The 22906-nt window shown below is 68.3% G+C and carries 20 protein-coding genes; 10 read left to right on the top strand and 10 right to left on the bottom strand.

The window, feature by feature from the left end:
* Positions 1-21: 21 nt before the first annotated feature.
* Positions 22-1077 carry a 4-hydroxythreonine-4-phosphate dehydrogenase PdxA gene (locus ACN22W_RS29480; protein WP_419688168.1) on the bottom strand — a complete coding sequence of 352 codons (1056 nt, stop codon included), beginning with the start codon at positions 1075-1077 and terminating at the stop codon, positions 22-24.
* A gap of 115 nt (positions 1078-1192) precedes the next feature.
* Between ACN22W_RS29480 and ACN22W_RS29475 the strand changes: the two genes are divergently transcribed.
* Complete coding sequence (locus tag ACN22W_RS29475) at positions 1193-2140, top strand: LysR family transcriptional regulator (protein WP_419688167.1); 948 nt, start codon at positions 1193-1195, stop codon at positions 2138-2140.
* 96 nt (positions 2141-2236) lie between these two features.
* On the opposite strand, the gene ACN22W_RS29470 is transcribed toward ACN22W_RS29475, so the two are convergent.
* Positions 2237-3511 (bottom strand): MFS transporter, encoded by a 1275-nt coding sequence (locus ACN22W_RS29470; RefSeq protein WP_419688166.1) that lies wholly within the window; start codon positions 3509-3511, stop codon positions 2237-2239.
* Positions 3512-3704: 193 nt separating this feature from the next.
* On the opposite strand from ACN22W_RS29470, the gene ACN22W_RS29465 reads away from it, so the two are divergent.
* Positions 3705-4391, top strand: coding sequence for a hypothetical protein (locus ACN22W_RS29465; RefSeq protein WP_419688165.1), 687 nt, complete (start codon positions 3705-3707; stop codon positions 4389-4391).
* Positions 4392-4417: 26 nt separating this feature from the next.
* Here ACN22W_RS29465 and ACN22W_RS29460 read toward each other — a convergent pair whose 3' ends face one another.
* From ACN22W_RS29460 to ACN22W_RS29450, 3 genes are all read right to left on the bottom strand, one after another.
* A complete protein-coding gene (locus ACN22W_RS29460) occupies positions 4418-5503 on the bottom strand; it encodes an ATP-binding protein (RefSeq protein WP_419688164.1) in 1086 nt (361 codons plus the stop codon).
* Positions 5500-6237, bottom strand: a complete 738-nt coding sequence (locus ACN22W_RS29455) for a response regulator (protein WP_129516216.1) — start codon at positions 6235-6237, stop codon at positions 5500-5502. The genes ACN22W_RS29460 and ACN22W_RS29455 overlap by 4 nt, the downstream gene beginning before the upstream one ends.
* Before the next feature lie 204 nt (positions 6238-6441).
* A complete protein-coding gene (locus ACN22W_RS29450; protein WP_419688163.1) occupies positions 6442-7314 on the bottom strand; it encodes a LysR family transcriptional regulator in 873 nt (290 codons plus the stop codon).
* A gap of 194 nt (positions 7315-7508) precedes the next feature.
* Here ACN22W_RS29450 and ACN22W_RS29445 point away from each other — a divergent pair, with 194 nt between their 5' ends.
* The 7 genes from ACN22W_RS29445 to ACN22W_RS29415 all read left to right on the top strand — a co-directional run bounded on the left by ACN22W_RS29445 (position 7509) and on the right by ACN22W_RS29415 (position 14304).
* The gene (locus ACN22W_RS29445) at positions 7509-8546 is read left to right on the top strand and encodes an NAD(P)H-quinone oxidoreductase (RefSeq protein WP_129517357.1); all 1038 of its coding nucleotides are present in this window, start codon (positions 7509-7511) and stop codon (positions 8544-8546) included.
* 151 nt (positions 8547-8697) lie between these two features.
* Positions 8698-9372 carry a histidine phosphatase family protein gene (locus ACN22W_RS29440; protein ID WP_419688162.1) on the top strand — a complete coding sequence of 225 codons (675 nt, stop codon included), beginning with the start codon at positions 8698-8700 and terminating at the stop codon, positions 9370-9372.
* Positions 9373-9391: 19 nt separating this feature from the next.
* Positions 9392-10423, top strand: a complete 1032-nt coding sequence (locus ACN22W_RS29435; protein WP_129516219.1) for a phosphotransferase — start codon at positions 9392-9394, stop codon at positions 10421-10423.
* 65 nt (positions 10424-10488) lie between these two features.
* Entirely contained in the window at positions 10489-11253 is a 765-nt protein-coding gene (locus tag ACN22W_RS29430; RefSeq protein ID WP_412025542.1) for an SDR family oxidoreductase, read from the top strand.
* Positions 11254-11260: 7 nt separating this feature from the next.
* Positions 11261-12019, top strand: a complete 759-nt coding sequence (locus ACN22W_RS29425; protein WP_419688161.1) for an SDR family NAD(P)-dependent oxidoreductase — start codon at positions 11261-11263, stop codon at positions 12017-12019.
* Between the two features lie 34 nt (positions 12020-12053).
* A complete protein-coding gene (locus tag ACN22W_RS29420; RefSeq protein ID WP_419688160.1) occupies positions 12054-13298 on the top strand; it encodes an acyl-CoA dehydrogenase family protein in 1245 nt (414 codons plus the stop codon).
* Between the two features lie 100 nt (positions 13299-13398).
* Positions 13399-14304, top strand: a complete 906-nt coding sequence (locus ACN22W_RS29415) for a LysR family transcriptional regulator (protein ID WP_343491070.1) — start codon at positions 13399-13401, stop codon at positions 14302-14304.
* 40 nt (positions 14305-14344) lie between these two features.
* On the opposite strand, the gene ACN22W_RS29410 is transcribed toward ACN22W_RS29415, so the two are convergent.
* The 4 genes from ACN22W_RS29410 to ACN22W_RS29395 form a co-directional block, all read right to left on the bottom strand.
* On the bottom strand, positions 14345-17377 hold the full coding sequence (locus ACN22W_RS29410) for an FAD-binding and (Fe-S)-binding domain-containing protein (protein WP_419688159.1): 3033 nt from the start codon (positions 17375-17377) through the stop codon (positions 14345-14347).
* 33 nt (positions 17378-17410) lie between these two features.
* On the bottom strand, positions 17411-18172 hold the full coding sequence (locus ACN22W_RS29405; RefSeq protein ID WP_419688158.1) for a 2-keto-4-pentenoate hydratase: 762 nt from the start codon (positions 18170-18172) through the stop codon (positions 17411-17413).
* A 48-nt stretch (positions 18173-18220) separates the two neighbouring features.
* Positions 18221-19495, bottom strand: a complete 1275-nt coding sequence (locus ACN22W_RS29400) for an MFS transporter (RefSeq protein WP_419688157.1) — start codon at positions 19493-19495, stop codon at positions 18221-18223.
* A gap of 142 nt (positions 19496-19637) precedes the next feature.
* Positions 19638-20858: a pyridoxal-phosphate-dependent aminotransferase family protein gene (locus ACN22W_RS29395; protein ID WP_419688156.1), complete on the bottom strand. Its 1221-nt coding sequence runs from the start codon at positions 20856-20858 to the stop codon at positions 19638-19640.
* Between the two features lie 183 nt (positions 20859-21041).
* On the opposite strand from ACN22W_RS29395, the gene ACN22W_RS29390 reads away from it, so the two are divergent.
* Entirely contained in the window at positions 21042-21746 is a 705-nt protein-coding gene (locus tag ACN22W_RS29390; protein ID WP_343491064.1) for a GntR family transcriptional regulator, read from the top strand.
* 19 nt (positions 21747-21765) lie between these two features.
* Here ACN22W_RS29390 and ACN22W_RS29385 read toward each other — a convergent pair whose 3' ends face one another.
* Complete coding sequence (locus tag ACN22W_RS29385) at positions 21766-22836, bottom strand: porin (RefSeq protein WP_419688155.1); 1071 nt, start codon at positions 22834-22836, stop codon at positions 21766-21768.
* Between the last annotated feature and the right edge of the window lie 70 nt (positions 22837-22906).

The raw sequence follows: 22906 nt of genomic DNA, 5'->3' as shown, positions 1-22906 counted from the left end.
GGCGGGCGGCCGGCTTGGCCGTCACGCCGAAACTGCGGGGGTGCGGCGCGCGGCGCCCATCCGGCACGCGATCTGCAGCGCCTGCCAGGTGGCGCCGACGTCGGCGGTGCCGCGGCCCGCGATGTCGTACGCGGTGCCGTGCGCGGGCGTCGTGATCGGCACGGGCAGCCCGCCCTGCACGGTCACGCCGCGCGAGAAGCCGAGCAGCTTGATCGCGATCTGCCCCTGGTCGTGGTACATCGTGACGATCGCCTGGTAGTCGCCGGCCAGCGCCTTCAGGAAGATCGTGTCGGCGGGGAACGGGCCGTGGAACGGCGCGTCGGTCGGCCAGTCGCGCGACTGCAGCCGGCGCACCGCGGGCTCGATGATGTCGACTTCCTCGCGGCCGCAGCTGCCGCCGTCGCCGCCGTGCGGGTTGAACGCGGCGATCGCGACCTTCGGCGCGGCGACGCCGTTCGCGAGCAGCGACCGGTAGATCAGTTCGGATGCCTGTTCGATCCGCTCGATGCTCAGGCAGCCCGCCGCATCCTTCAGCGGAATATGCGACGAGATGCGTGCCGTCCACAGTTCGCCGAGCGTGTTGAATTCGCAGAAATAGTCGGTCACGCCGAGCGCTTCGGCGAAGTGGTGCAGTTCGTCGTCGTGGCGGAGCCCGCCGAGCTTCATCGCGTACTTGTTCAGCGGCGCGAAGCAGATCGCGTCGATCTCGCCGGCGAGCGCGGCGTCGAGACACTGGTCGAGCACGACGAGCGTCGAGTGGCCGCCGGGCGCGCCGGCCTGGCCGACCGTGACCTGCGCGGGATCGACCGTCTCGACGTCGACGAACGCGGCGCGCGCGGTCGACGGCCGGCCGCGTGCCGCGGCGAGCGACGCGACGGGTTCGACGTCGACCTGCACGCCGGCGACGCGCTGGCCGGCTTCCCACAGCCAGCGATCGCCGATCAGCACGAGATTCGCGTGAGCCGTCGCGTCGGGCCGCGCGAGCAGTTTCGCGATCAGTTCGGCGCCGATGCCGGCGGGGTCGCCGAGCGTCAGGGCGACGACGGGCAGGGGGGCGGCGGTCGATGGGGTGTGCATGCTGTGTCTCCGGTGGCGGCGCATGGCCGTTCGTGTATGGGGTTGATGCTAGGTAGACGGAATGAGTCGGTAAATTGAAAACTCTTGATGAATCGATAACCTGGAGTAATCAAAGATGGGCTCGATCGACCGACGAGACTCGACCCCGCAGCTGCTGAACCGGCTGCGCATGCGGCAGATCGCGCTGTTGCTTGCCGTCGACGAATGCCTGACGCTGCGCGCGGCGGCCGAGCAGATGGGCCTCACGCAGCCGGCGGCGACGAAAATGCTGGCCGAACTGGAGAGCGCGCTCGGCCAGCGGCTGTTCGATCGCATCGGACGCGGGCTGGTGCTGAATCCGGCCGGCGAGCGCGTGCTCGGCTATTTCCGCGGGATCCGCGGCAGCATGGAGGCGCTGAACCGCGAGCTCGGCGAACTGCAGCTCGGCAGCGCGGGGCGGCTGGCGATCGGCAGCATCATGGCGGCGTCGCCGGGGCGGCTCACCGAGGCGCTGGTGCAGCTGAAGGCGCGTTATCCGCTGCTCGCGATCGATATCGCGGTGGACACGAGCGACCGGCTGATGCCGCAGCTTCGCGAAGGCGTGCTCGAAGTGGTGATCGGGCGCAACGTCGGGGCCGATTGCGACTTCCGCGTGGTCGACGACGAGGCGCTCGCGATCATCGCGGGCCGCGACCATCCGCTCGCGGGCGCCGGGCCGGTCGGGTTCGACGCGCTGCTCGATTACGCGTGGATCCTGCAGCCGGCCGGCAGCCCGGCGCGCGAGGTCGTCGAGCGCGAGTTTCATGCGCGTCACCAGCCGATGCCGCGCGGGCTGGTCGAAACGGGGTCGATCCTGACCACGATGAACCTCGTCGACCGTTCGACGATGCTCGGCGTGATTCCGCTGACGGTCGCGCAGCGCAACGCGGAGCACGGGCTCGTTTCGATCATCGATTACGCGCTCGAACAGAAGCTGCCGTCGTACGGCAGCATCGTGCGGCGCGACCGGCCGCTGAGCATCCCCGCGCAGCAGTTTCTCGCGCTGTTTCACCGCGAGGGTGTCGAGGAGGATGACGCCGCCTGACGGCGCGGTGCGCCGGCCGGGCCGATCAGGCGTCGCGGAACGCGGTGAGGCGTGATGCCGGCACGGGTGGCGCGGATGAAGGCGCGGCGAGCCGAGTCAGTGCGCCGACGGCGCGACGGGGGCCTCGACGAGCGCCGGCATCGCTTCCGACAGCGTGCGGTCCGGGCGAATCCGCAGCGCGGCGACGATGCCGATCAGCAGCATCGCGACCGAGCCGATGAACGGCACCGTCCAGCTGCCGGTGCGGTCGACGAGATAACCGAACAGGATCGGCGACAGGATCCCCGAGATCGCGGAACCGGCATTCATCATCCCGCTCGCGATGCCGGCGTGCGTCGGCGCGATGTCGCTCGGTACGGCCCAGATCGGCCCGATCGTCAGCTCCAGGCACAGGAACGACCCTGACAGGCACAGCGCGACGCCGGCCGTCGAGTGCACGAACGCGAGCGGCAGCAGGCACACGAGTGCGCCGGCGAAGCTCGTGACGATCACGCTCTGGCGAGAGAGTGCGAGGTTGCCGGTCTTCCGGTAGATCCGGTCGCAGAGCCAGCCGCCGAGCGTGTCGCCGACCACACCCGCGAAGAACACGCCGGACGCGAACAGCGCGGTCGATTTCAGGTTCAGGCCCTGGCCGTTCAGGAAGAACGTCGGCAGCCACGTGAAGAACAGCCACGCGGTCCAGCCGTAGCAGAAGTAGACGAAGATCGTCGGCGCCATCCGGCGGAACAGCGGTCCCCACGGCGTCGGGCCGGACGGCGGTGCGGGGCGCGCGGCGCGCGTGCTGCGGCCGTCTTCGTCGCCGAGCGGGTGCTCGCGGAAACCGACGATCCACCAGGCGAGCCACACCAGCGTCACCGCGCCGATCACGAAGAACGCGGCGCGCCACGACAGCCAGGTCATCAAGGCGGCGACGATCGGCGGCGCGACCGCGTTGCCGAGCCGCGAGAACGAATGCGTGAAGCCCTGCACGACGCCGCGCCGCTCGCGCGGGAACCAGTGCGTGATCGCGCGGGACTGGGCGGGCAGCGTCGCGCCTTCGCCGATGCCGAGCAGCAGGCGCGCGGCGAACAGCAGCGTGAGACTGTGCACGAGCCCCGTCGCGAAGGTCGAGACGACCCAGATCAGTCCGCAGCCGATCAGCGTGATGCGGGCGCCGAACCGGTCGGCGATCCAGCCGCCGCCGATCTGGCAGATTGCATACGAATACGCGAACGCGGAGAATGCGACGCCGAGCTCGGTGTTCGACAGGCCGAGCTCGGCCTTGATCGCGCCGGCCGCGGTCGCGAGGTTGACGCGATCGATGTAGAGGATGAACGAAAGCGCGCACAGCAGCCACAACGTGCGGCGCCGTTGACGGTGGTCGTCAGGCATGTGTCTCACTCCGTTCTCGTGTGCGGCGGTGCAATGACACCGCGTTTAGTGGCGGGGCCAGCATCGCGCGGCGGCGGAGACACTGTCTAATGAATCTTTGGGATCAATCGATAACCTGAGGTATTCATTTTCATTTCGGGCGGGCGCGGGCAACGCGGCGCGGGTGACGCAACGGGATTCCACGGGTGGGAAATTGACGGACTTCGAAGAACTTTCGCTCCATCGGGACAGCCGCTTCTGGCAGCTGTCGCTGGTGAAATGGTGGATCCAGGGGCACGGGCGCGACGGTTATTCGTTCCGTCTGCTGCTGGTGCCGCTGGTCGTCGTGTGCGTGCTCGAATTCGTCTGCGTGATGTTCGATGCGCTGTACAGCGGCATCATCGTCAGCGCGGTCGCGACGCTGTTCCTCGGCATCGCCGGGTATTACGGCGCGCAGCGCGAATGGCTGGTGACGTCCGCGACCACGCGTGCGCTGGTGAAGGCACGCATGAAGAAGGCGTCCGAGCGGTTCTCGTCGCTCGGCGTGGGCGCGACCGTGCTGGCGATCTTCGTCGCCGCGACGTCGCTGTCGCTCGTGATGTCGGGCCAGCCGATGCTGGACAGTGTGTCGAAGGACGCGGTGTCGATTTTCATCGCCTTGGTGTTCCTGCCGGTGTACGTGTCCGGCGCGGTGCGCAAGCTGGCGATCGCGCGGATCGAGGAACTCGAGGCGCTGCGCAACGCGACCGTCGGCACGAAACTGAAGTTCGACCGGGCCGGCGCCGTGCGTGCGGTCGTCGTGCGGGGCGCGGCGGGGAAAGGGACAGTGTCCGTGACGCAATACACGGTACTCGGGTTCAGCCCGCCGCTCGAACAGGTCGGGCGCGAGCCGCACGCGTGACGGCTTGATGGCGTGACGGCGGCGGCTCAGGCCGGGAAGCGCTCGTCCTCTCGCGCCGGCACGAGGTGATCGGGCCACTGCACCTCGAACCGTGTTCCGCCGGCGCCCGTCGGCACGCAGACGGCTTCGCCGTGGTGCGCATGCGCGATCGCCGCGACGACGGCGAGCCCGAGGCCGCTGCCGCCGGGCTGCGACTCGTCGACGCGCCTGAACGCCTGGAACACATGCGGCGCGAAATCGGCCGGGATGCCGGGGCCATCGTCCTCGACACGCAGCCGGCACATCCCGTCTTCGATGCGCGTCTGGATCCGGATCGCACCCGGCACCGCGTGGCGGCGCGCATTCTCCAGCAGCGCCAGCAACGCCTGGCGGATACGGACCGGGTCGCAGCACATGGGCCGCGCGTCGAGATCGAGCACCGGATGCTGGCCGGCGGCCTGCAGCGCGTGCGCGAACAGGTCGACCACGGCGCGCACGTCGGCGGCGAGATCGGTGTCGCGGATCTCGATGCTCAGGTGGCCGCTATCGGCGAGGCTGACCACGCGCAGGTCCTCGATCAGCCGCGTCAAGCCTTCGACCTGCGCGAGCAGGCTGCGATACAGCGCTTCGCTGGGCGTGAACACGCCTTCGGCGAGCCCCTGCAGCCGCCCGCGCAGCACCGTGACGGGCGTGCGCAGTTCGTGCGCGATCGCGGCGTTCCAGAACGCCTGTTCGTCGGTCATGCGCTGCAGTTCGCTCGCGAGCGCGTTGAAGTTGTCGGCGAGCAGCGCGGCTTCGTGCAACGAACGGTCGCCGGCGACGGCGCGCGCGCCGAGATCGCCGCGCGCGACGCGGCGGATGCTGTCCGTTACCGAGTTGAGCGGGACGAGGATGCGGCGCGACAGGTGGATCGCGACGAACACCGCGAGCGCGAGGCCGACCAGCGTGGTCGAGATCAGCCACACCCATTCCGGCCCGGTCGGCAGCCACTCGGACTGGTTGAATTCCGTGGGCCAGTACTTGAATGCGAAGTAGTAGAACGTGTAGGCCGTCACGACGATCAGCAGCGTCACGGCAAACACCATCGCGCCCATCGTCAGCGCGATCTGGCGGCTCAGCCCGTCGAGCTTCATTCGCCGCCCCACAGCTTGTAGCCGACCCCGCGTACGCTGACCGGCACGCCCGCGACGCCGAGATCGTCGAGTTTCTTGCGCAGCTTGCTGACGTGGCTGTCGACCGTGCGCTCCAGCGCATCGCCTTCCGGCAAACAGGTGGCCATCAGCTCGCCGCGGCTGAACACGCGGCGCGGCGCGCGCGCGAGCTGCGCGAGCAGCTTGAATTCGGTGAGCGTCAGCGCGAGCGTGTGCCGGGTGCTGCCGACCTCGACCGTCGCTTCGTGGCGTTCGAGATCGATCTCGAACGGCGCGGCGCGCAGCACGCGTTGTTCTTCCTGGCGGGAACCTGCCATCGAGCGGCGCAGCACGGCCTGTGCGCGCGCAACGACTTCGGCGGGGTTGAATGGCTTGACCACGTAGTCGTCGGCGCCGATGCGCAGCCCGGTCAGCTTGTCGATGTCCTGGTCGAGCGCGGTCAGCATGATGACGGGCGTGTCGCCGCGATGGCGGATCTCGGCGAGCACCTTCCAGCCGTCGACGTGCGGCATCTGCACGTCGAGCAGCACGAGGTCGGGCTTGAGCGACAGGTGCAGCTCCAGCGCGCGGCGGCCGTCGGCGGCGTGCACGGTGCGCAGGCCGCTGCGCGCGAAATAGGCGATCAGGATCTCGGCGATCTCGGGTTCGTCCTCGGCGATGAGGACAAGCGCCTGGGCGCCCTGGCCGGCGCCGGAAGAGGAAGAAAGTTCGGGCATGGCCACGCGTTCAGATCCATCGGGGTTCCATCGAGTCGCCATACTACCGCATGGGCCGCGCCATCGAACGCAGACGGATGGCCGCCTGGATCTGCGGGCAGGCGGTACGTGACGGGTTGGCACTCGATCCGTCACAGGTGCGACGCGGCGGCGACGCATGACCGGCGGCGGGCGGCGCTGGCAGGTGCTCGCGCTTGGCCCGGATCATCGTGGCGCGGCAAACGACGCCACGATCTCGTCGATCGCCGCGCGGATGCGCGCGGTGTGGCGCAGGTCGCGGTGCGTGACGAGCCAGACCTCGTAAGGCGCCTGCCTCACACGCTCCGGCCACAGGCGGACGAGCCCGTCGCGCTCGCCCATGTAGACGGGAATCTCGCCGATGCCGAGGCCCGAGCGCACCGCGGCGCGCGCCATCAGGTTCGAGTTCATGCGCGCGACGATGCGCCCGCCGTCGATCGGCTCGCCGGCGAGGGTCGGCTTGCGGCTGGCGTCGATGTAGGGCTGGTAGACGACCAGGTCGTGGCCCGCGAATGCGCGGCCGCGCTCGGGCTCGCCGTACCGGTGCAGATAGTCGTGCGACGCGAACAGGCCCATGTCCCAGTGCGCGAGGCGGCGCGCGACCAGATCGGGGTTGTCGGGCCGCACCGTGCGGATCGCAATGTCGGCTTCGCGCTTCGCGAGATTCAGGATTTGCGACGACGTGTTCAGCGCGAAGGAGACGTCGGGATGCTTCGCATGCAGCCGCGCGATCGACGGCATCACGAACTCGATCGCGAGCGCATCGGTCGTCGTGATCTTCACCTCGCCGGCAAGCCGCCGGTCGACACCCTGCGTCAGCCGGACCAGCGCGTGCGCATGCTGCTCCATCGCCTCGGCGGCACGCAGCGCCAGTTCACCGACCGGCGTGGGCAGATAGCCTTTCGACGAGCGCAGGAACAGCGTCGCGCCGAGCATGTGCTCGAGCGTCGCGAGCCGTCGCCCGACCGTTGCCTGATCGACGCCGAGCGTCTGTGCCGCGCGGCGCAGCGTGCGTTCGCGATGAATCGCGAGGAATACGCGCGCGTCGTCCCAATTCATCGTTTGTCCCGACTGATGCATTTTTGCATTCCCCGATCGGCAATTCGCTGCGTGCCCGCGAGCGGCATCGCCCATAGACTGGCCTCACACACATTGCGATGCGGCGATTCGGGGATGGCCCACGAATCGACAGAGCATCGACGAACGTTGAGGATCATATCGTGAGTGACGATGCCCAAACCCTCCCCGCCGACATGACCGCGATCGAGATCGTGCGTCCCGGCGGCCCCGAAGTGCTCGTACCGGCCACGCGCGCCGTGCCGTCGCCGGGCCCCGGCGAAGTGCTGATCCGGATTCACGCGGCCGGCGTAAACGGCCCCGACGTATTCCAGCGCAAGGGGCTGTACGATCCGCCGCCCGGCGCGTCCGACATTCCCGGCCTCGAGATCGCCGGCGACGTCGTCGCGGTCGGGCGCGACGTCACGCGGTTCGTTGTCGGCGATCGGGTATGCGCGCTGATTCCGGGCGGCGGCTACGCCGAATACGCGGTGGCGAACGAGAGCAACACACTCGCGATTCCCGACGGCCTCGGCATGGCCGAAGCGGCGGCGCTGCCGGAGACCTTCATGACGGTCTGGCTGAACCTGTTCCAGCGCGGTGGGTTCAAAGCTGGCGAAAGCGTGCTGATCCACGGCGGCGCGTCGGGGATCGGCACGACGGCGACGATGCTGGCGAAGGCGTTCGGCGCGTCGACGATCATCACCACCGTCGGCTCGGACGCGCAGCGCGACGCGAGCATGCGGCTCGGCGCGGATCTCGCGATCGACTACCGCAGCGAGGATTTCGTCGAGGAGGTCGCGCGCTTCACGGGCGGCAAGGGCGTCGACGTGATCGTCGACATCATTGCCGGCGACTACGTCGCGCGCAATTTCGCGGCGGCCGCGATCAACGGCCGCATCGTGCAGATCGGCGTGATCAAGGGCCCCGCGAAGGAGCTCGACCTGTTTCCGATGCTGACGAAGCGGCTCACGCACATCGGCTCGACGCTGCGCTCGCGCACCTACGCGGAGAAGGCGCAGATCATTCGCGAACTCGAAGAGGCCGTGTGGCCGCTGATCCGGCAAGGGGCCGTCAAGCCGCAGGTTTACCGGCTGTTCGATTTTCGCGACGCGCGCAGCGCACACGAGCTGATGGATTCGGGCCGCCACATCGGCAAGATCGTACTGGTGACGCCCGCGGCGGAACGATCGTTGCAGGCGGCCGTCGACGGAAGCGCCACGCATTCCGCGTGACCGGCCGGTCACGGCCAGCGCTTGCCATATCCCCGGGCGCAAGCGCCCGGCGAAGGAATTCACAGGGTGAATACCCGAAGATTCAGGAAATAAAGTTTAAAAATGTACACCCGCTGGCTATGCTGAATCCTTCTGATCTGGCGGGCATGCGATGGCTGAACTCTTTCTGGTACGGCACGGGCAGGCGTCGTTCGGCACGGACGACTACGACCGGCTTTCCGCGGCCGGCGAGCAGCAGGGCATCTGGCTCGGCGAATACTTCGCGCGGCAGGGCCTGACGTTCGACCGCGTGATCTGCGGCACGCTGAACCGGCATGCGCAGACGGTCGACGCGATCCTGCGCGGGATGGGCCGCGAAGGCGCGCCGGTCGACCGCCATCCGGGCCTGAACGAATACGACTTCCACGGGCTGTTCGCGGCGGCGGCCGGCGACTATCCGGAAATCGCGCGGCTCGCGGCCGGATCGATGAAGGAGCATTTCCGCGCGCTCCGGCAGGTGCTGCAGCTGTGGTCCGAGGACCAGCTCGGCGACGCGGCGCCCGAGACCTGGGCGCACTTCCAGCAGCGCGTCGCCGACGCGCGCGCCGCGATCCGCCACGGCGGCGGCCAGCGTGTGCTCGCGGTGAGCTCCGGCGGCCCGATCGCGGTCACCGTGCAGCAGGTGCTCGCCGCACCGCCGTCGAGCGCGATCGCGCTGAACCTGCAGATCCGCAACAGCAGTCTTTCGCAGTTTTTCTTCAACGCCGATGCATTCCACCTCGCGTCGTTCAACGGCATCCCGCATCTGGAGGATCCCGAACGACACGCGCTGCGAACCTACGGCTGACCCACGAACGATCGCGACGATGACGAACCCTTCCCAGCAACTCGACGTAGCCCGCCTCACCTCCTATCTGGAAGCGCACGTGCCGGGCTTCGAAGGCCCGGTCGACCTGGAGAAGTTTGCCGGCGGCCAGTCGAATCCGACTTTCCTGCTGCACGCGAAGAGCGGCCGCTACGTGCTGCGCCGCCAGCCGCCGGGCGAACTGCTGAAATCCGCGCATGCGGTCGACCGCGAATTCCGCGTGCTGACCGCGCTGTCGGGCACCGCGGTGCCGGTCGCGCGGCCGTATCACCTCTGCGAAGACCGCGACGTGATCGGCAGCCTGTTCTACGTGATGAGTTTCGAGGATGGCCGGATCTTCTGGGATCCCGCGCTGCCGGAACTGCCGAAGGCCGATCGCGCGGCGTGCTACGACGCGCTGCTGCAGACGATGGCCGCGCTGCACGACGTCGATGTCGACGCGGTGGGCCTGGCCGACTACGGCCGCCCCGGCAACTACTTCGAGCGCCAGATCGGCGTGTGGACGAAGCAGTATCGCGCGGCCGAAACCGAGCGTCTCGACGCGATGGAGACGCTGATCGACTGGCTGCCGAAAGCGTGCCCCGAGGACACGGGTCGGCCGGCGCTGGTGCACGGCGATTTCCGGATCGACAACCTGATGTTCGCGCGCGACGGTTATCGCGTGCAGGCCGTGCTCGACTGGGAACTGTCGACGCTCGGCAATCCGCTCGCCGATCTCGCGTATTTCTGCATGTGCCTGCGGCTGCCGTCCGGCGGGCAGGTGCGCGGGCTCGCGGGCCAGGATCGCGCCGAACTCGGCATTCCGGACGAAGCGGCGATCGTCGCGCGTTATTGCGAACTGCGCGGGATCGAGCCGATCCGCGACTGGCACTTCTATCTCGCGTTCAGTTTCTTCCGGCTCGCGTCGATCGCGCAGGGCGTGAAGGCGCGCGCGCTGCAGGGCAACGCGTCGAGCGAGCAGGCGCTGCGCGTCGGCGCGATGGCCGGGCGGCTGGCCGAACTGGCCGTGAGCGTGATCGACGCGCATCGCTGAACGCGCCGCGATCGTCACGCGGCGACACGACAACGACACACCCATCAATGGAGGAGCGAGACAACATGGCAACGAATCTGTTCGACCTGACCGGCAAGATCGCGCTGGTGACGGGCGCGAGCCGCGGCATCGGCGAGGAAATCGCGAAACTGCTCGCGGAGCAGGGCGCGCACGTGATCGTGTCGAGCCGCAAGCTCGACGACTGCCAGGCCGTGGCCGACGCGATCGTCGCGGCGGGCGGCCGCGCCGAGGCGCTGGCCTGCCACGTCGGCCGGCTGGAAGACATCGCCGCGACGTTCGAGCATATCCGCGGCAAGCACGGGCGGCTCGACATCCTCGTGAACAACGCGGCCGCGAACCCGTATTTCGGGCACATCCTCGATACGGATCTTGCCGCGTACGAGAAGACCGTCGACGTGAACATCCGCGGCTACTTCTTCATGTCGGTCGAGGCCGGCAAGCTGATGAAGGCGCACGGCGGCGGTGCGATCGTCAACACGGCGTCGGTGAACGCGCTGCAGCCGGGCGACCGGCAGGGCATCTACTCGATCACGAAGGCGGCCGTCGTCAACATGACGAAGGCGTTCGCGAAGGAATGCGGGCCGCTGGGCATCCGCGTGAATGCGCTGCTGCCGGGGCTGACCAAGACAAAGTTCGCCGGCGCGCTGTTCGCCGACAAGGACATCTACGAGAACTGGATGGCGAAGATCCCGCTGCGCCGCCACGCGGAGCCGCGCGAAATGGCCGGCACCGTGCTGTATCTCGTGTCGGATGCGTCGAGCTACACGAACGGCGAATGCATCGTCGTCGACGGCGGCCTGACGATCTGAGCGTGCGATGAAACTCGACAGCTACGCCGGGCAGGCCGTGATGATCACCGGCGCCGCAAGCGGCTTCGGCGCGTTGCTCGCGACCGAACTGGCCGCGATGGGCGCGCGGCTCGCGCTCGGCGATCTGAACGAGGCAGCGCTCGAACGCGTGGCCGCACCGTTGCGCGCGGCCGGCGCCGACGTGATCGCGCAGCGCTGCGACGTGCGCATTGAGGCCGACGTCGCATCGCTGGTGCACGCGGCGGCCGCGCGCTTCGGGCGGCTCGACGTCGGCATCAACAACGCGGGCATCGCACCGCCGATGAAGGCGCTGATCGACACCGACGAAGCCGATCTCGACCTGAGCTTCGCGGTGAACGCGAAGGGCGTGTTCTTCGGGATGAAGCACCAGATCCGCCAGATGCTCGCGCAGCACGAAGGCGTGATCCTGAACGTCGCGTCGATGGCCGGGCTCGGCGGCGCGCCGAAGCTGGCCGCGTACGCGGCGTCGAAGCATGCGGTGGTCGGGCTCACGAAGACGGCCGCGCTCGAATACGCGCGCCACGGCATCCGCGTGAACGCGGTGTGCCCGTTCTACAGCACGACGCCGATGGTCACTGACGGCGATATCAGCGACCGCCAGGACTTTCTCGCGCAGGGCTCGCCGATGAAGCGGCTCGGCCGGCCCGACGAAATCGTCGCGACGATGCTGATGCTGTGCGCGAAGGAAAACACTTATCTGACCGGGCAGGCCGTCGCCGTCGACGGCGGTGTCTCGGCCTTCTGAACGAACGGAACACGAAAATCCCGAGGAGTCGATCATGGACTTTGGCTACACCCCGAAAGTGGAAGAACTGCGCGAGCGCGTGAGGGCGTTCATGGATGCGCACATCGTGCCGCGCATCCGCCAGTGGAACGATGAAGTGCATGCGGGCCAGTATCCCGTGTCGTTCATGGAAGAGCTGAAGGAACGCGCGAAGGCGGAAGGGCTGTGGAACCTGTTCCTGCCGCACCTGAAGGACGACGAGCCCGGCATGGGCCTGACGAACCTCGAATACGCGCCGCTCGCCGAGATCATGGGGCGCGTGAGCTGGGCGTCGGAGGTGTTCAACTGCAACGCGCCGGACACCGGCAACATGGAGCTGCTGCACATGTTCGCGACGCCCGAACAGCGCGAACAGTGGCTGCTGCCGCTGCTGCGCGGCGAGATCCGCTCGGCGTTCGCGATGACGGAGCCCGACGTGGCGTCGTCGGATGCGACGAACATCACGACGCGCATCGAGCGCGTGGGCGACGAGTACGTGATCAACGGCCGCAAGTGGTTCATCACGAACGCCGCGCATCCGAACTGCAAGATCTTCATCGTGATGGGCAAGACCGATCCCGAGGCCGCGTCGCACCAGCAGCAGAGCATGATTCTCGTGCCGCGCGACACACCGGGCGTGACGATCGTGCGCAACATCACGGTGGTCAATCACCACGCGCCGGAAGGGCACTGCGAGATCACGTTCGACAACGTGCGCGTGCCGGCGCGCAACCTGCTCGGCGAGGAAGGCAGCGGTTTCGCGCTCGCGCAGGCCCGCCTCGGGCCGGGCCGCATCCATCACTGCATGCGCTCGATCGGTGCGGCCGAGCTTGCGCTGGAGCTGATGGTCGACCGCGCGCAGTCGCGCGAGGCGTTCGGCAAGCCGCTGAACCGGCACGGCACGATCGGCGAATGGATCGCACGCTCGCGCATCGAGATCGACCAGGCGCGCCTGCTCGTATTGAAGGCCGCGTGGATGATCGACAAGGTCGGCGCGAAGGCCGCGCGCAAGGAAATCTCGATGATCAAGGCGCTGGTGCCGACCGTTTATACGGACGTCTGCGACCGCGCGATGCAGGTGTTCGGCGCGGCGGGGTTGAGCCCCGATACGCCGCTCGCGGATCTGTGGACCTGGGGCCGCGCGCTGCGCTTCGCCGACGGCCCGGACGAGGTGCACCTGCAGGCGATCGCGCGGATGGAGATCAAGGACGGCGTGCCGGGTTCGACGGCGGCCTACCTGACGCCGCCGCCGCGCGGTTGAGCGGCGCGCAGGCATGCGCAACGCATCGGGTGCGGCCCGCGGCGTCGGCATGGACGAACGAACGGCGCGCGCCGTAAGATGCCGGCAAGGAGATCCGGCGATGCGCCTTTCGAAGATTGATCTGAACCTGTTCGTCGTATTCGAGGCGATCTACAACAAGCGCAACCTGACGCGGGCGGCCGAGGTGCTGAACCTCACGCAGCCGGCCGTCAGCAATGCGCTGGCGCGGCTGCGCAAGACGCTGAACGATCCGCTGTTCGTCAGCACGCCGGCCGGGATGATGCCGACGCCGATGGCCGAGAACATCGTCGGCCGCGTGCGCGAGGCGCTGCAGCTGCTCGATTCGAGCGCGCACGAAGGCGACGTGTTCGATCCGGCTTCTTCCGAGCGCGTGTTCCGGCTCAGCATGAGCGACCTGACCGAAGCGCTGCTGCTGCCCGCGCTCGGCGAACTGCTGCAGACGCATGCGCCCGGCATGCACGTGCGCAGCTACACGATGGACCGCCGTGAAGTGGCCACGGCGCTCGCGAACGGCTCGGTCGACATCGCGATCGACGCGCCGCTGATCGGCGATCCGCATCTGCACCAGGCGCTGCTCGTGCGCGACCGTTACGCGTGCATGATCCGCGACGATCACCCGTTCAAGGGCAATACGCTGACCATGGACGACTACCTGTCGATGGGGCATATCCACGTATCGAGCCGCCGCAAGGGCAGCGGGCACGTCGACGCGGAACTGACGCGTCTCGGCTTGCGCCGCAATATCCAGATGCGCGTGCAGCACTACATGGTCGCGCCGCTGATCGCGATGCGCGGCGATCTCGCGCTGACGGCGCCGCTGCGGCTGCTGCAGCGCTATCCGGCGCGCATCCTCGAACTGCCGTTCGAGATGCCGGGCCTCGACTACTTCTGCTACTGGCATCGCAGCGCCGATCAGGACCAGGGCAGCCAATGGTTGCGCGAACAGCTGATGACGCTGATGGGCGGGATGGGCGAGCCGCAGTAACCGAGGCGGGCCGCGCCTGGGTCACGTGTTCGCCGCATCGTCATCGACCACGCAACGCCTGCTCCAGTACTTTCGCCACGTGCACGGCCCGCGTCTGCGCGCCGTCCTGGATCTGATGCCGGCAACTCGTGCCGTCCGCGACGACGATCGTGCCTTCGGCCCGCGCACGCACGGCCGGCAGCAGCGACAGCTCGGCCATCGCCTGCGACGCATCGTAATGCTCGGCTTCATAGCCGAAGCTGCCGGCCATCCCGCAGCACGACGATTCGACCGGCGACACCTTCAACCCCGGAATCCAGCGCAGCACGGTCTGCACCGGCGTGAACGCGCCGAACGCCTTCTGATGGCAGTGGCCGTGCACCAGCGCCTCGGCCGCGTCGATCGCATCGAGCGGCAGCGACAGCCGGCCGGCTGCCTGTTCGCGGACCAGGAATTCCTCGAACAGGAACGCGTGGCGAGCAAGCCGTGCCGCTTCTTCGCCATAACCATACGCAAGAAACTCGTCGCGCATCGACAGCAGGCAGGACGGCTCCAGCCCGACGATCGCGACACCGCGCTCGAGGTAGGGCCGCAGCGTGTCGAGCGTGCGCTTCGCTTCGGCCTTCGCCTCGTCGACGAGGCCGGCCGCGAGGAACGTGCGGCCGCAGCACAGCGGCCGCTCGCCGGCGCGCACGTTGAAGTGCACGGTATAACCGGCCGCTTCGAGCACGGCTTGCGCGGCGCGTGCGTTGTCCGGTTCCTGGTAGTTGCTGAACGTATCGACGAAGAGCAGCACGTCGCGGGTTGTCGAGCCGGCCGACGTTGTACCGGCACCGGTATCCGCATCCCCCAGAAACGGCCGCGCAAACGCAGGCAGCGCACGCTGCGGCGCAAGGCCGATCCAGCGTTTCACCAACGACGCGACGATCGGCACGCCGTTCGCGAACGCGATCGTGCCGCGCATCCGTGCCGCCCACGGCGCATAACGCGGCAGATACGCGACGAGCCGTTCGCGCAGCGTCGTGCCGTGCTTGCGATTCCACGCGTGCCGCGCCTCGATCTTGAAGCGCGCCATGTCGACCCCCGTGGGGCAATCGCGCTTGCAGCCCTTGCATGACACGCACAGGTCGAGCGCGGCCTTCACGTCGTCGCCGGCGAGGCCGTCCGTGCCTAGCTGGCCCGTCACCGCAAGCCGCAGCGTGTTCGCGCGGCCGCGCGTCACATGCTGCTCGTCACGCGTCACGCGGTAGCTCGGGCACATCGTGCCCGCGTCGAACTTGCGGCAGTGGCCGTTGTTGTTGCACATCTCGACGGCCGACGCGAGCCCGTGCGTGATGTCGGCGCCCGTGCCGGGTTCGGTCTCTGCGCCGGTCAGCGGGTTGCGCGTGACGTTCCAGGCCGACCAGTCGAGTGCGGGCCGCAGCGGCAGCGCCGCATAGCCAGGCGCGAAACGGAAATTGTCGCGCGCATCCATGCGCGGCGGATTGACGATCTTGTCGGGGTTGAAGCGGTTGTCGGGATCGAACAGCGTCTTGATCTCCGCGAACGCCGCATTGAGGCGCGGGCCGTACTGCCACGCAACCCATTCGCCGCGGCACAGGCCGTCGCCGTGTTCGCCCGAATACGCGCCCTTGTATTCGCGCACGAGCGCCGCGGCTTCGTCGGCGATCTCGCGCATGCGCGTCGCGCCGTCGCGCCGCATGTCGAGGATCGGCCGCACGTGCAGCGTGCCGACGCTGGCATGCGCGTACCACGTGCCCTCGGTTTCGTGCTTGTGGAACACGTCGGTCAGGCGGCGCGTGTACTCGGCCAGATGTTCGAGCGGCACCGCGCAATCCTCGATGAACGACACCGGCTTGCCGTCGCCCTTCATGCTCATCATGATGTTCAGCCCGGCCTTGCGCACGTCCCACAGCGCCTTCTGCGCGCCGGCATCGGTCATCTTCACGACGCTGTCGGGCAGGCCGAGATCGGCCATCAGTTCGGCGAGCCGGTCGAGCTGCGTCAGCTGCGCATCGTGCGATTCGCCCGCGAACTCGACGAGCAGGATCGCCTGCGGCTGTCCGACCAGCGCCTGTTCGATCACGGGCCGGAACGCCGGGTTCTCCGTCGACAGGTCGATCATCGTGCGATCGACGAGCTCGACGGCCACCGGCTTCAGCTTCACGATGTGCTGCGCGGTATCCATCGCCTGATAGAAGGTCGGGAAGTTCACGACGCCGAGCGCCTTGTGCGCGGGCAGCGGCGCGAGCTTCAGCGTGATCTGCCGGCTGTAGGCCAGCGTGCCTTCCGAGCCGACAAGCAGGTGCGCGAGATTCGCGTGGCCGTCGTCGGTGTACGCGCGCGGGTTCTGGCAGTCGAACAGGTCGAGGTTGTAGCCGGCCACGCGGCGCAGCACCTTCGGCACGCGTTCGACGATCTCGTCGCGCTCGCGCTGCGCGATCCGTTCGACCCCGTGCAGCAGGTCGAGCGTACGGCGGTCGGTGACCGGCTGCGCGAGCGAGCCGAACCGGCATTCGCTGCCGTCGGCGAGGATCGCGTCGATCGCGAGCACGTTGTGCACCATGTTGCCGTACTCGATCGAGCGCGACCCGCACGAGTTGTTGCCGGCCATCCCGCCGATCGTGCATTGCGCGCCGGTCGACACGTCGACCGGGAACCACAGCCCGTGCGGCTTCAGCCATGCGTTCAGGTGATCGAGCACGATGCCGGGCTCGACGGTGACGGTGCGCGCCTGCGCATCGAATTCGACGATCCGGTTCAGCCATTTGCTGTTGTCGACGACGAGCGCCTCGCCGACCGTCTGCCCGCACTGGCTCGTGCCGGCGCCGCGCGCGAGCACGGGGATCTTGCGGTCGCGCGCGATGTCGAGCGCGATCCGCAGGTCGTCCTGGTCGCGCGGCACGACCACGCCGAGCGGCATGATCTGGTAGATCGACGCGTCGGTCGCGTAGCGGCCGCGGCTCGCGCGGTCGGCATGGACGTCGCCGCGCATTTCCGTGCGCAGCCGCTCGAACAGCGGCGACAGCGCGGCGCCTTGCGACGGCACGAGATGGACGGGGCGGACCAGCGAAGGCGAGACGGCGGATTTCATGGCGGCGGTCGGTAGCGAGAGAAGACGAACGGATCAGGCGAGCGTGACGCTGACGGGCGGCAGCCCCGGCATGCGGCCGATGGCCGTGCCCGCGGCCTGCGGGAAATACATGCCCGTGTACGAGCCGGTCGTGACGACGGTGCCGGCCGGCAGCGCGATGCCGCGCCGCGAGGCGTGATTGACGAGCCACGGCAGCAGGCGGCGCGGGTCGCCGGCGGGGTTGGTACCAGGCGTGGCGCTTGCGATGTCCTGCCCGTCGAACGCGAACGCGGGGGCGGGCGCGACGAACGGGAAATCGGCGCGATAACCGGTCATCTCGCCGAGCACGAGCGCGCCGTGGTTCTGCAGGTCGGCGAGTTGCGCGGCGGGCGCGACGTCCGGCCATTCGCGGAAGCGGCTCGCGACGATCTCGATCGCGGCGCCCATCTGCGCGATGCCGTTGAACACTTCGTCGTCGGCATACGCGTCGGCACGCGGCGCGAAGTCGCGGCCGAAGCGGAACGCGATCTCCAGTTCGAGGCCGAGCGGCCGGAACGCGCCGCGCGGCAGCGTGATGCCGCTCGCGTGCCGGCAGTCGTCGGGCAGCGGCGCGCCCTGGATCGGCCCGTCGGGCTGTTTCGCGCCGACCTTCCACGCGCCGATCGCGGCGCTGCGTTCGGCGAGCACTTGCGCCTGCACCGCATACGCGGCGTCGGCGCTGGCGGGAACGAGTTCGGGCGGCAGCGCGGCGAACGCGATGCCGTGTTGCCAGCCGGCGGCGAGCCGGGCGGCGAGGTCATGGGTAGCTTGGGTCATGGTGACGAGTCGAGAAAAAAGCGGGGCGGCGACAGCGCCCCGTGGGCATCAGGCCGGCGAGCGATTGGCGGCGCGCTGTTCGGCGCGCATGTCGGCGAAGCGGCTTTCCGGCTGCATGCGGAACGCGAGCAGCACGCCCACGCCCATCAGCACCATGCTGCCGATGAACGGCAGCTCCCAGCTGCCGAAGCGGTCGATCACGTAGCCGGAGATCACGGGCGACAGGATCGCCGCGAGCGCGGAGCCGGAATTCATCATCCCGCTCGCGGTGCCCGAGTATTCCGGCGCGATGTCCATCGGCACGGCCCACATCGGGCCGATCGTCATCTCGGCGAAGAAGAAGCCGGCCGCGAGGCACGCCATCGACACGTACAGGTGGTGCGTGAACAGCAGCGGCAACAGCGACAGCAGCGTGAACAGCATGCAGATCGACACCATCCAGCTGCGCGCGCGCTTGAGGCTGCCGGTGCGCGCGTAGATGCGGTCGGTGACGAGGCCGCCGAGCGTGTCGCCGATCACGCCCGCGAAGAACACCGCGGACGCGAACACCGCGGACTTCTTCAGGTCGAGGTCGTAGCTGTGCAGGAAGTACTGCGGAATCCAGCTCAGGAACAGCCACAGCGTCCAGCCGTAGCAGAAGTACACGATCGTGACGGGCATCATCCGGCGGAACAGCGGGCCCCACGGCACGGTCGCGGGTTTCTGCTTCGGGGGCGGCAGCGCGTCGAGTTCGGCCTGCGTGATGCGCGGGTGGTCCTTCGGGTGTTCGGTGTAGACGAGCGCCCACACCACGACCCACACGATGCTGATCACGCCGCAGATGTAGAACGACTCGCGCCAGCCGTACACGGCCATCACCGCGACGACGGCGGCCGGCGCGACTGCGTTGCCGACGCGCGAGAACGCGTGCGTGATGCCCTGCGCGAAGCCGCGTTTCTCGCGCGGCACCCAGCGCGACATCGCCGACGTGGCCGCCGGGAACGTCGCGCCTTCGCCGAGCCCGAGCAGCAGGCGCGCGGCGAGCAGCGACGCGAGGCCGCCGGCCATCCCGGTGAGCAGCGTCGCGATGGCCCACAGCAGCCCGCACGCGAGCAGCGTGCGGCGCGCGCCGAAGCGGTCGCTGACCCAGCCGCCGATGATCTGGAATACGAGGTACGGATACGCGAACGCGGAGAACACGAGACCGATCTCCGTCTTGTTCAGCCCGAATTCCTTGCCGAACCCGGCGGCGGCCGTGCTCACGTTCACACGATCGAGGTACGTAATGAAGTACATCACGCACAGCATCACCAGCACGATGCCGGTCGCTCGGAACAGCTTCATGTTGTGTCTCCTGGATGTTGTCTGGCTTGCAGCCGCGCCGGTTCTGGGTCCGGCTTCGTGCCGATGCAGCGCGGCCGCGCGTCGTGCGCAGGCCGCAGGGGGTACGGGCGAGAGGCCGGCGGCGTGCCGCCGGGCCATGCGATCAGGCCGCCGCGCGCAGGGCGGGCGTGTGCGTGTTCGACGCGAGGTAGTCCATCGCCGCGACGACCCCGCTCGCGGCGACCGGCACGCCGGCGAGCTTCAGCCCCATCTCGCAGCCGGCGAGCGTCGCCATCAGCGTGAGGTCGTTGCAGTCGCCGAGATGGCCGATCCGGAACATCTTGCCGCGCAGCTTGCCGAGCGCCTGCCCGAGCGACATGTCGAAGCGTTCGTAGATCAGCTTGCGCACGGCGTCCGCGTCGACGCCGTCGGGCATCATCACGCCGGTCAGCACCGGGCTGTAGACGGCCGGGTCCGCGCACTGGATCTCGAGGCCCCAAGCGCGCACCGCGCGGCGCGTCGCTTCCGCGAGCCGCTGGTGGCGCGCGAACACGGCGTCGAGCCCTTCGCCGAGGATCATGTCGAGCGCTTCGGCCAGCCCGTACAGCAGGTTGGTGTTCGGCGTGTACGGCCAGTAGCCGGTCTTGTTCGCCTCGATGATCTCGTGCCAGCCCCAGAACGCGCGCGGCAGATTCGCGTGCTCGCTCGCCGCGAGCGCCTTTGGCGACACCGCGTTGAAGCTGATGCCCGGCGGCAGCATCAGCCCTTTCTGCGAACCCGATACCGTCACGTCGACGCCCCATTCGTCATGGCGGTAGTCGGCGGACGCGAGCCCCGAGATCGTGTCGACCATCAGCAGCGCCGGGTGCCTAGCCGCGTCGATCGCGCGGCGCACCGCGGCGATGTCGGACGTGACGCCGGTCGATGTCTCGTTGTGCACCACGCACACGGCCTTGATGTCGTGCGCGGTGTCGGCGCGCAGGCGTGCTTCGATCATGTCGGGCTGCACGCCGCGGCGCCAGCCCTCGATGCCGGGCAGGCCGAGGAATTCGGGCTTCAGGCCGAGCGCGTCGGCCATCTTCTTCCACAGCGTCGCGAAGTGGCCCGTCTCGAACATCAGCACGGTGTCGCCGGCGCTCAGCGTGTTGGTCAGCGCGGCTTCCCACGCGCCGGTGCCCGACGCCGGATAGATGATCACCGGCTGCGTGGTCTTGAAGATCTTCTTGATGCCGGCGAGCACCTTGAGGCCGAGCGCGCCGAATTCGGGGCCACGGTGGTCGATGGTCGGATAGCTCATCGCCCGCAGGATGCGGTCGGGCACCGGGCTCGGCCCCGGAATCTGCAGGAAGTGGCGGCCGGACGGATGAAAGTCGAGGTGCAGCATGGTCGTTCTGTCTCCTTGGTTGCATTTTGAATTTTGCATGCAAAATACTTTAGCAGAGCGATCGCCGAGAAACCAAGCGCTGATTTCGCCGAAAATGCCGGTGTTTACCCGACATTGGCGGGGTGATATTCGGGTCGGGCGAGTTGCAGTAGAATCGCGTGAAGCAAGAGGGAAGGACTTTGCATGCAAGATTTGAATGATCTGGAGCATGTCGGCGGCGCGCCGGCATTGCCGAAACTGGAGCGGCAGCGGCTGCACGACACGGTGGTCGAGCACCTGCGCAAATTCATCGTGGAAGGCGTGCTCACGCCGGGCATGCGGCTGAACGAGCGCGAGCTGTGCGAGACGCTCGGCATCTCGCGCACGCCGCTGCGCGAGGCGTTCAAGGTGCTGGCGGCCGAGGGGCTGCTGGTGCTGTCGCCGAACCGCGGCGCGAGCGTGTACCGGATGAGCGAATCGGAGATCCGCGAGACGTTCGAGCTGATGTCGGGGCTGGAGGCGTTCTCAGGCGAGCTGGCCTGCGAGCGCATCACGCCGGCCGAGCTCGCGGAGATCAAGGCGCTGCACTACTCGATGCTCGCGTGCCGGATGCAGAACGACCTGCCCGGCTACTACAGCCGCAACCAGGAAATCCACGACCGCATCAACGAGGCCGCGCGCAACTCGGCGCTGCGCGGCACGTACCAGTCGATCAACCGCCGGATCATGTCGATGCGGTTCCGCTCGAACCAGCACGTCGAGAAGTGGGATCGCGCGGTGCACGATCACGAGGAGATGATCAAGGCGCTGGAGGCGCGCGACGGCAAGGCGCTCGCGGCGATCCTGCGGCGCCATCTGCTGGAGAAGCGCGACGCGGTGTTGCTGCTGCACGCCGAAGTCGACGCTTGAGCGCGCACCGCGCGCGAACTCAGAATGCGGTGCGCAGGCCGAGCCCCGCCGAATCGCCATTCCCGACTCCGCTCGCGCGATCGCGCATGAACGCGACGTAGACGTCGGTCCGTTTCGACAGCCGGTAGTCGTAGCCGAGCGCCCAGGTCGTTCTCGACGGGCGGTCGCGCCCGTGGCTTTTCGCGGCCATGACCGACGCGAGCAGCGTACCGAAGCCGAGCGGCACGGCCGCGCCCACCTGGCCGCTATGCGTGCCGAGCCCGCCGCCGTCGATCGTGTCGTGCACGTACTGGTAGAACGCGGTGAACTTCACGAACTTCAGGTCGTAGCCGACACCGGCCAGCACGGCGTCCTGCTGCGTGAAGCCTGCGATCGATGCGGTCAGGTCGCCCGGCGCGCGGTCGTAGCGCGCCTGCTGGTACGCAAGCGTCGCGCTGAATGCGCGTTGCCGGTCGTAGGTGACGCTGCCGCCCCACTGGTTCGCGCCGGTGTGGCCGGGTTCGTTGCCCGTCGCATAGATCAGGCTCGCCTGCAGCGCATGCTCGGCGGGCGTCGTAACCAGCACCGAATTGCTCCAGCCGTTGTCGCCGACGAGGCCTTGCCCCGCGACGCCCTTGTACATCTGGTTCAGCGCCGGCGAAAAACCGAACGACGTCGAGAACGGGTTGAAGCGCACGACGGAGATGTAATACGGCGTCGTGTTGCGTCCCGCGCGCAGCACGCCGTACGGTGTGGAAACGCCGACATACGCGTTGCGACCGAAGAACGTATCGCCGCTGAAGCGGCCGGCGCCGCCGTTCGACGGGCGCATGAACGCTTCGAGCGCGAATTGCAGCGCATAACCGCCACCGAGATCCTCGCGGCCGCCGATCCCCCAGAAGCTCGTCGTGAAGCCGCCCGAATTCATCGCAACCGCGCGCGGCTTGCCGAGACTCTTTTGCGTGCCGACATAGACGTCGGCCAGCCCGTACAGCGAGACGGACGACTGCGCCGCGACGTCGTCGGCGATCGTGCACGCGATCAGCGATGCGCCGATGGTCGACAGGAGGCGTCGCCGGCCGCTGGCATTCCGGATTGAATGAATAGGCATACTGATCGAATCGTGTAGAGGAAGCGATGGCGAACGGAACGGCCGACGGCGGGCGCCACGCCCGGCCGTC

This window comes from Burkholderia theae (assembly GCF_048565265.1).
Classification (GTDB): domain Bacteria; phylum Pseudomonadota; class Gammaproteobacteria; order Burkholderiales; family Burkholderiaceae; genus Burkholderia; species Burkholderia theae.
The sequence above is the reverse complement of the archived record's forward strand: the minus strand, read 5'-3'. Positions and strand labels throughout refer to the sequence as shown.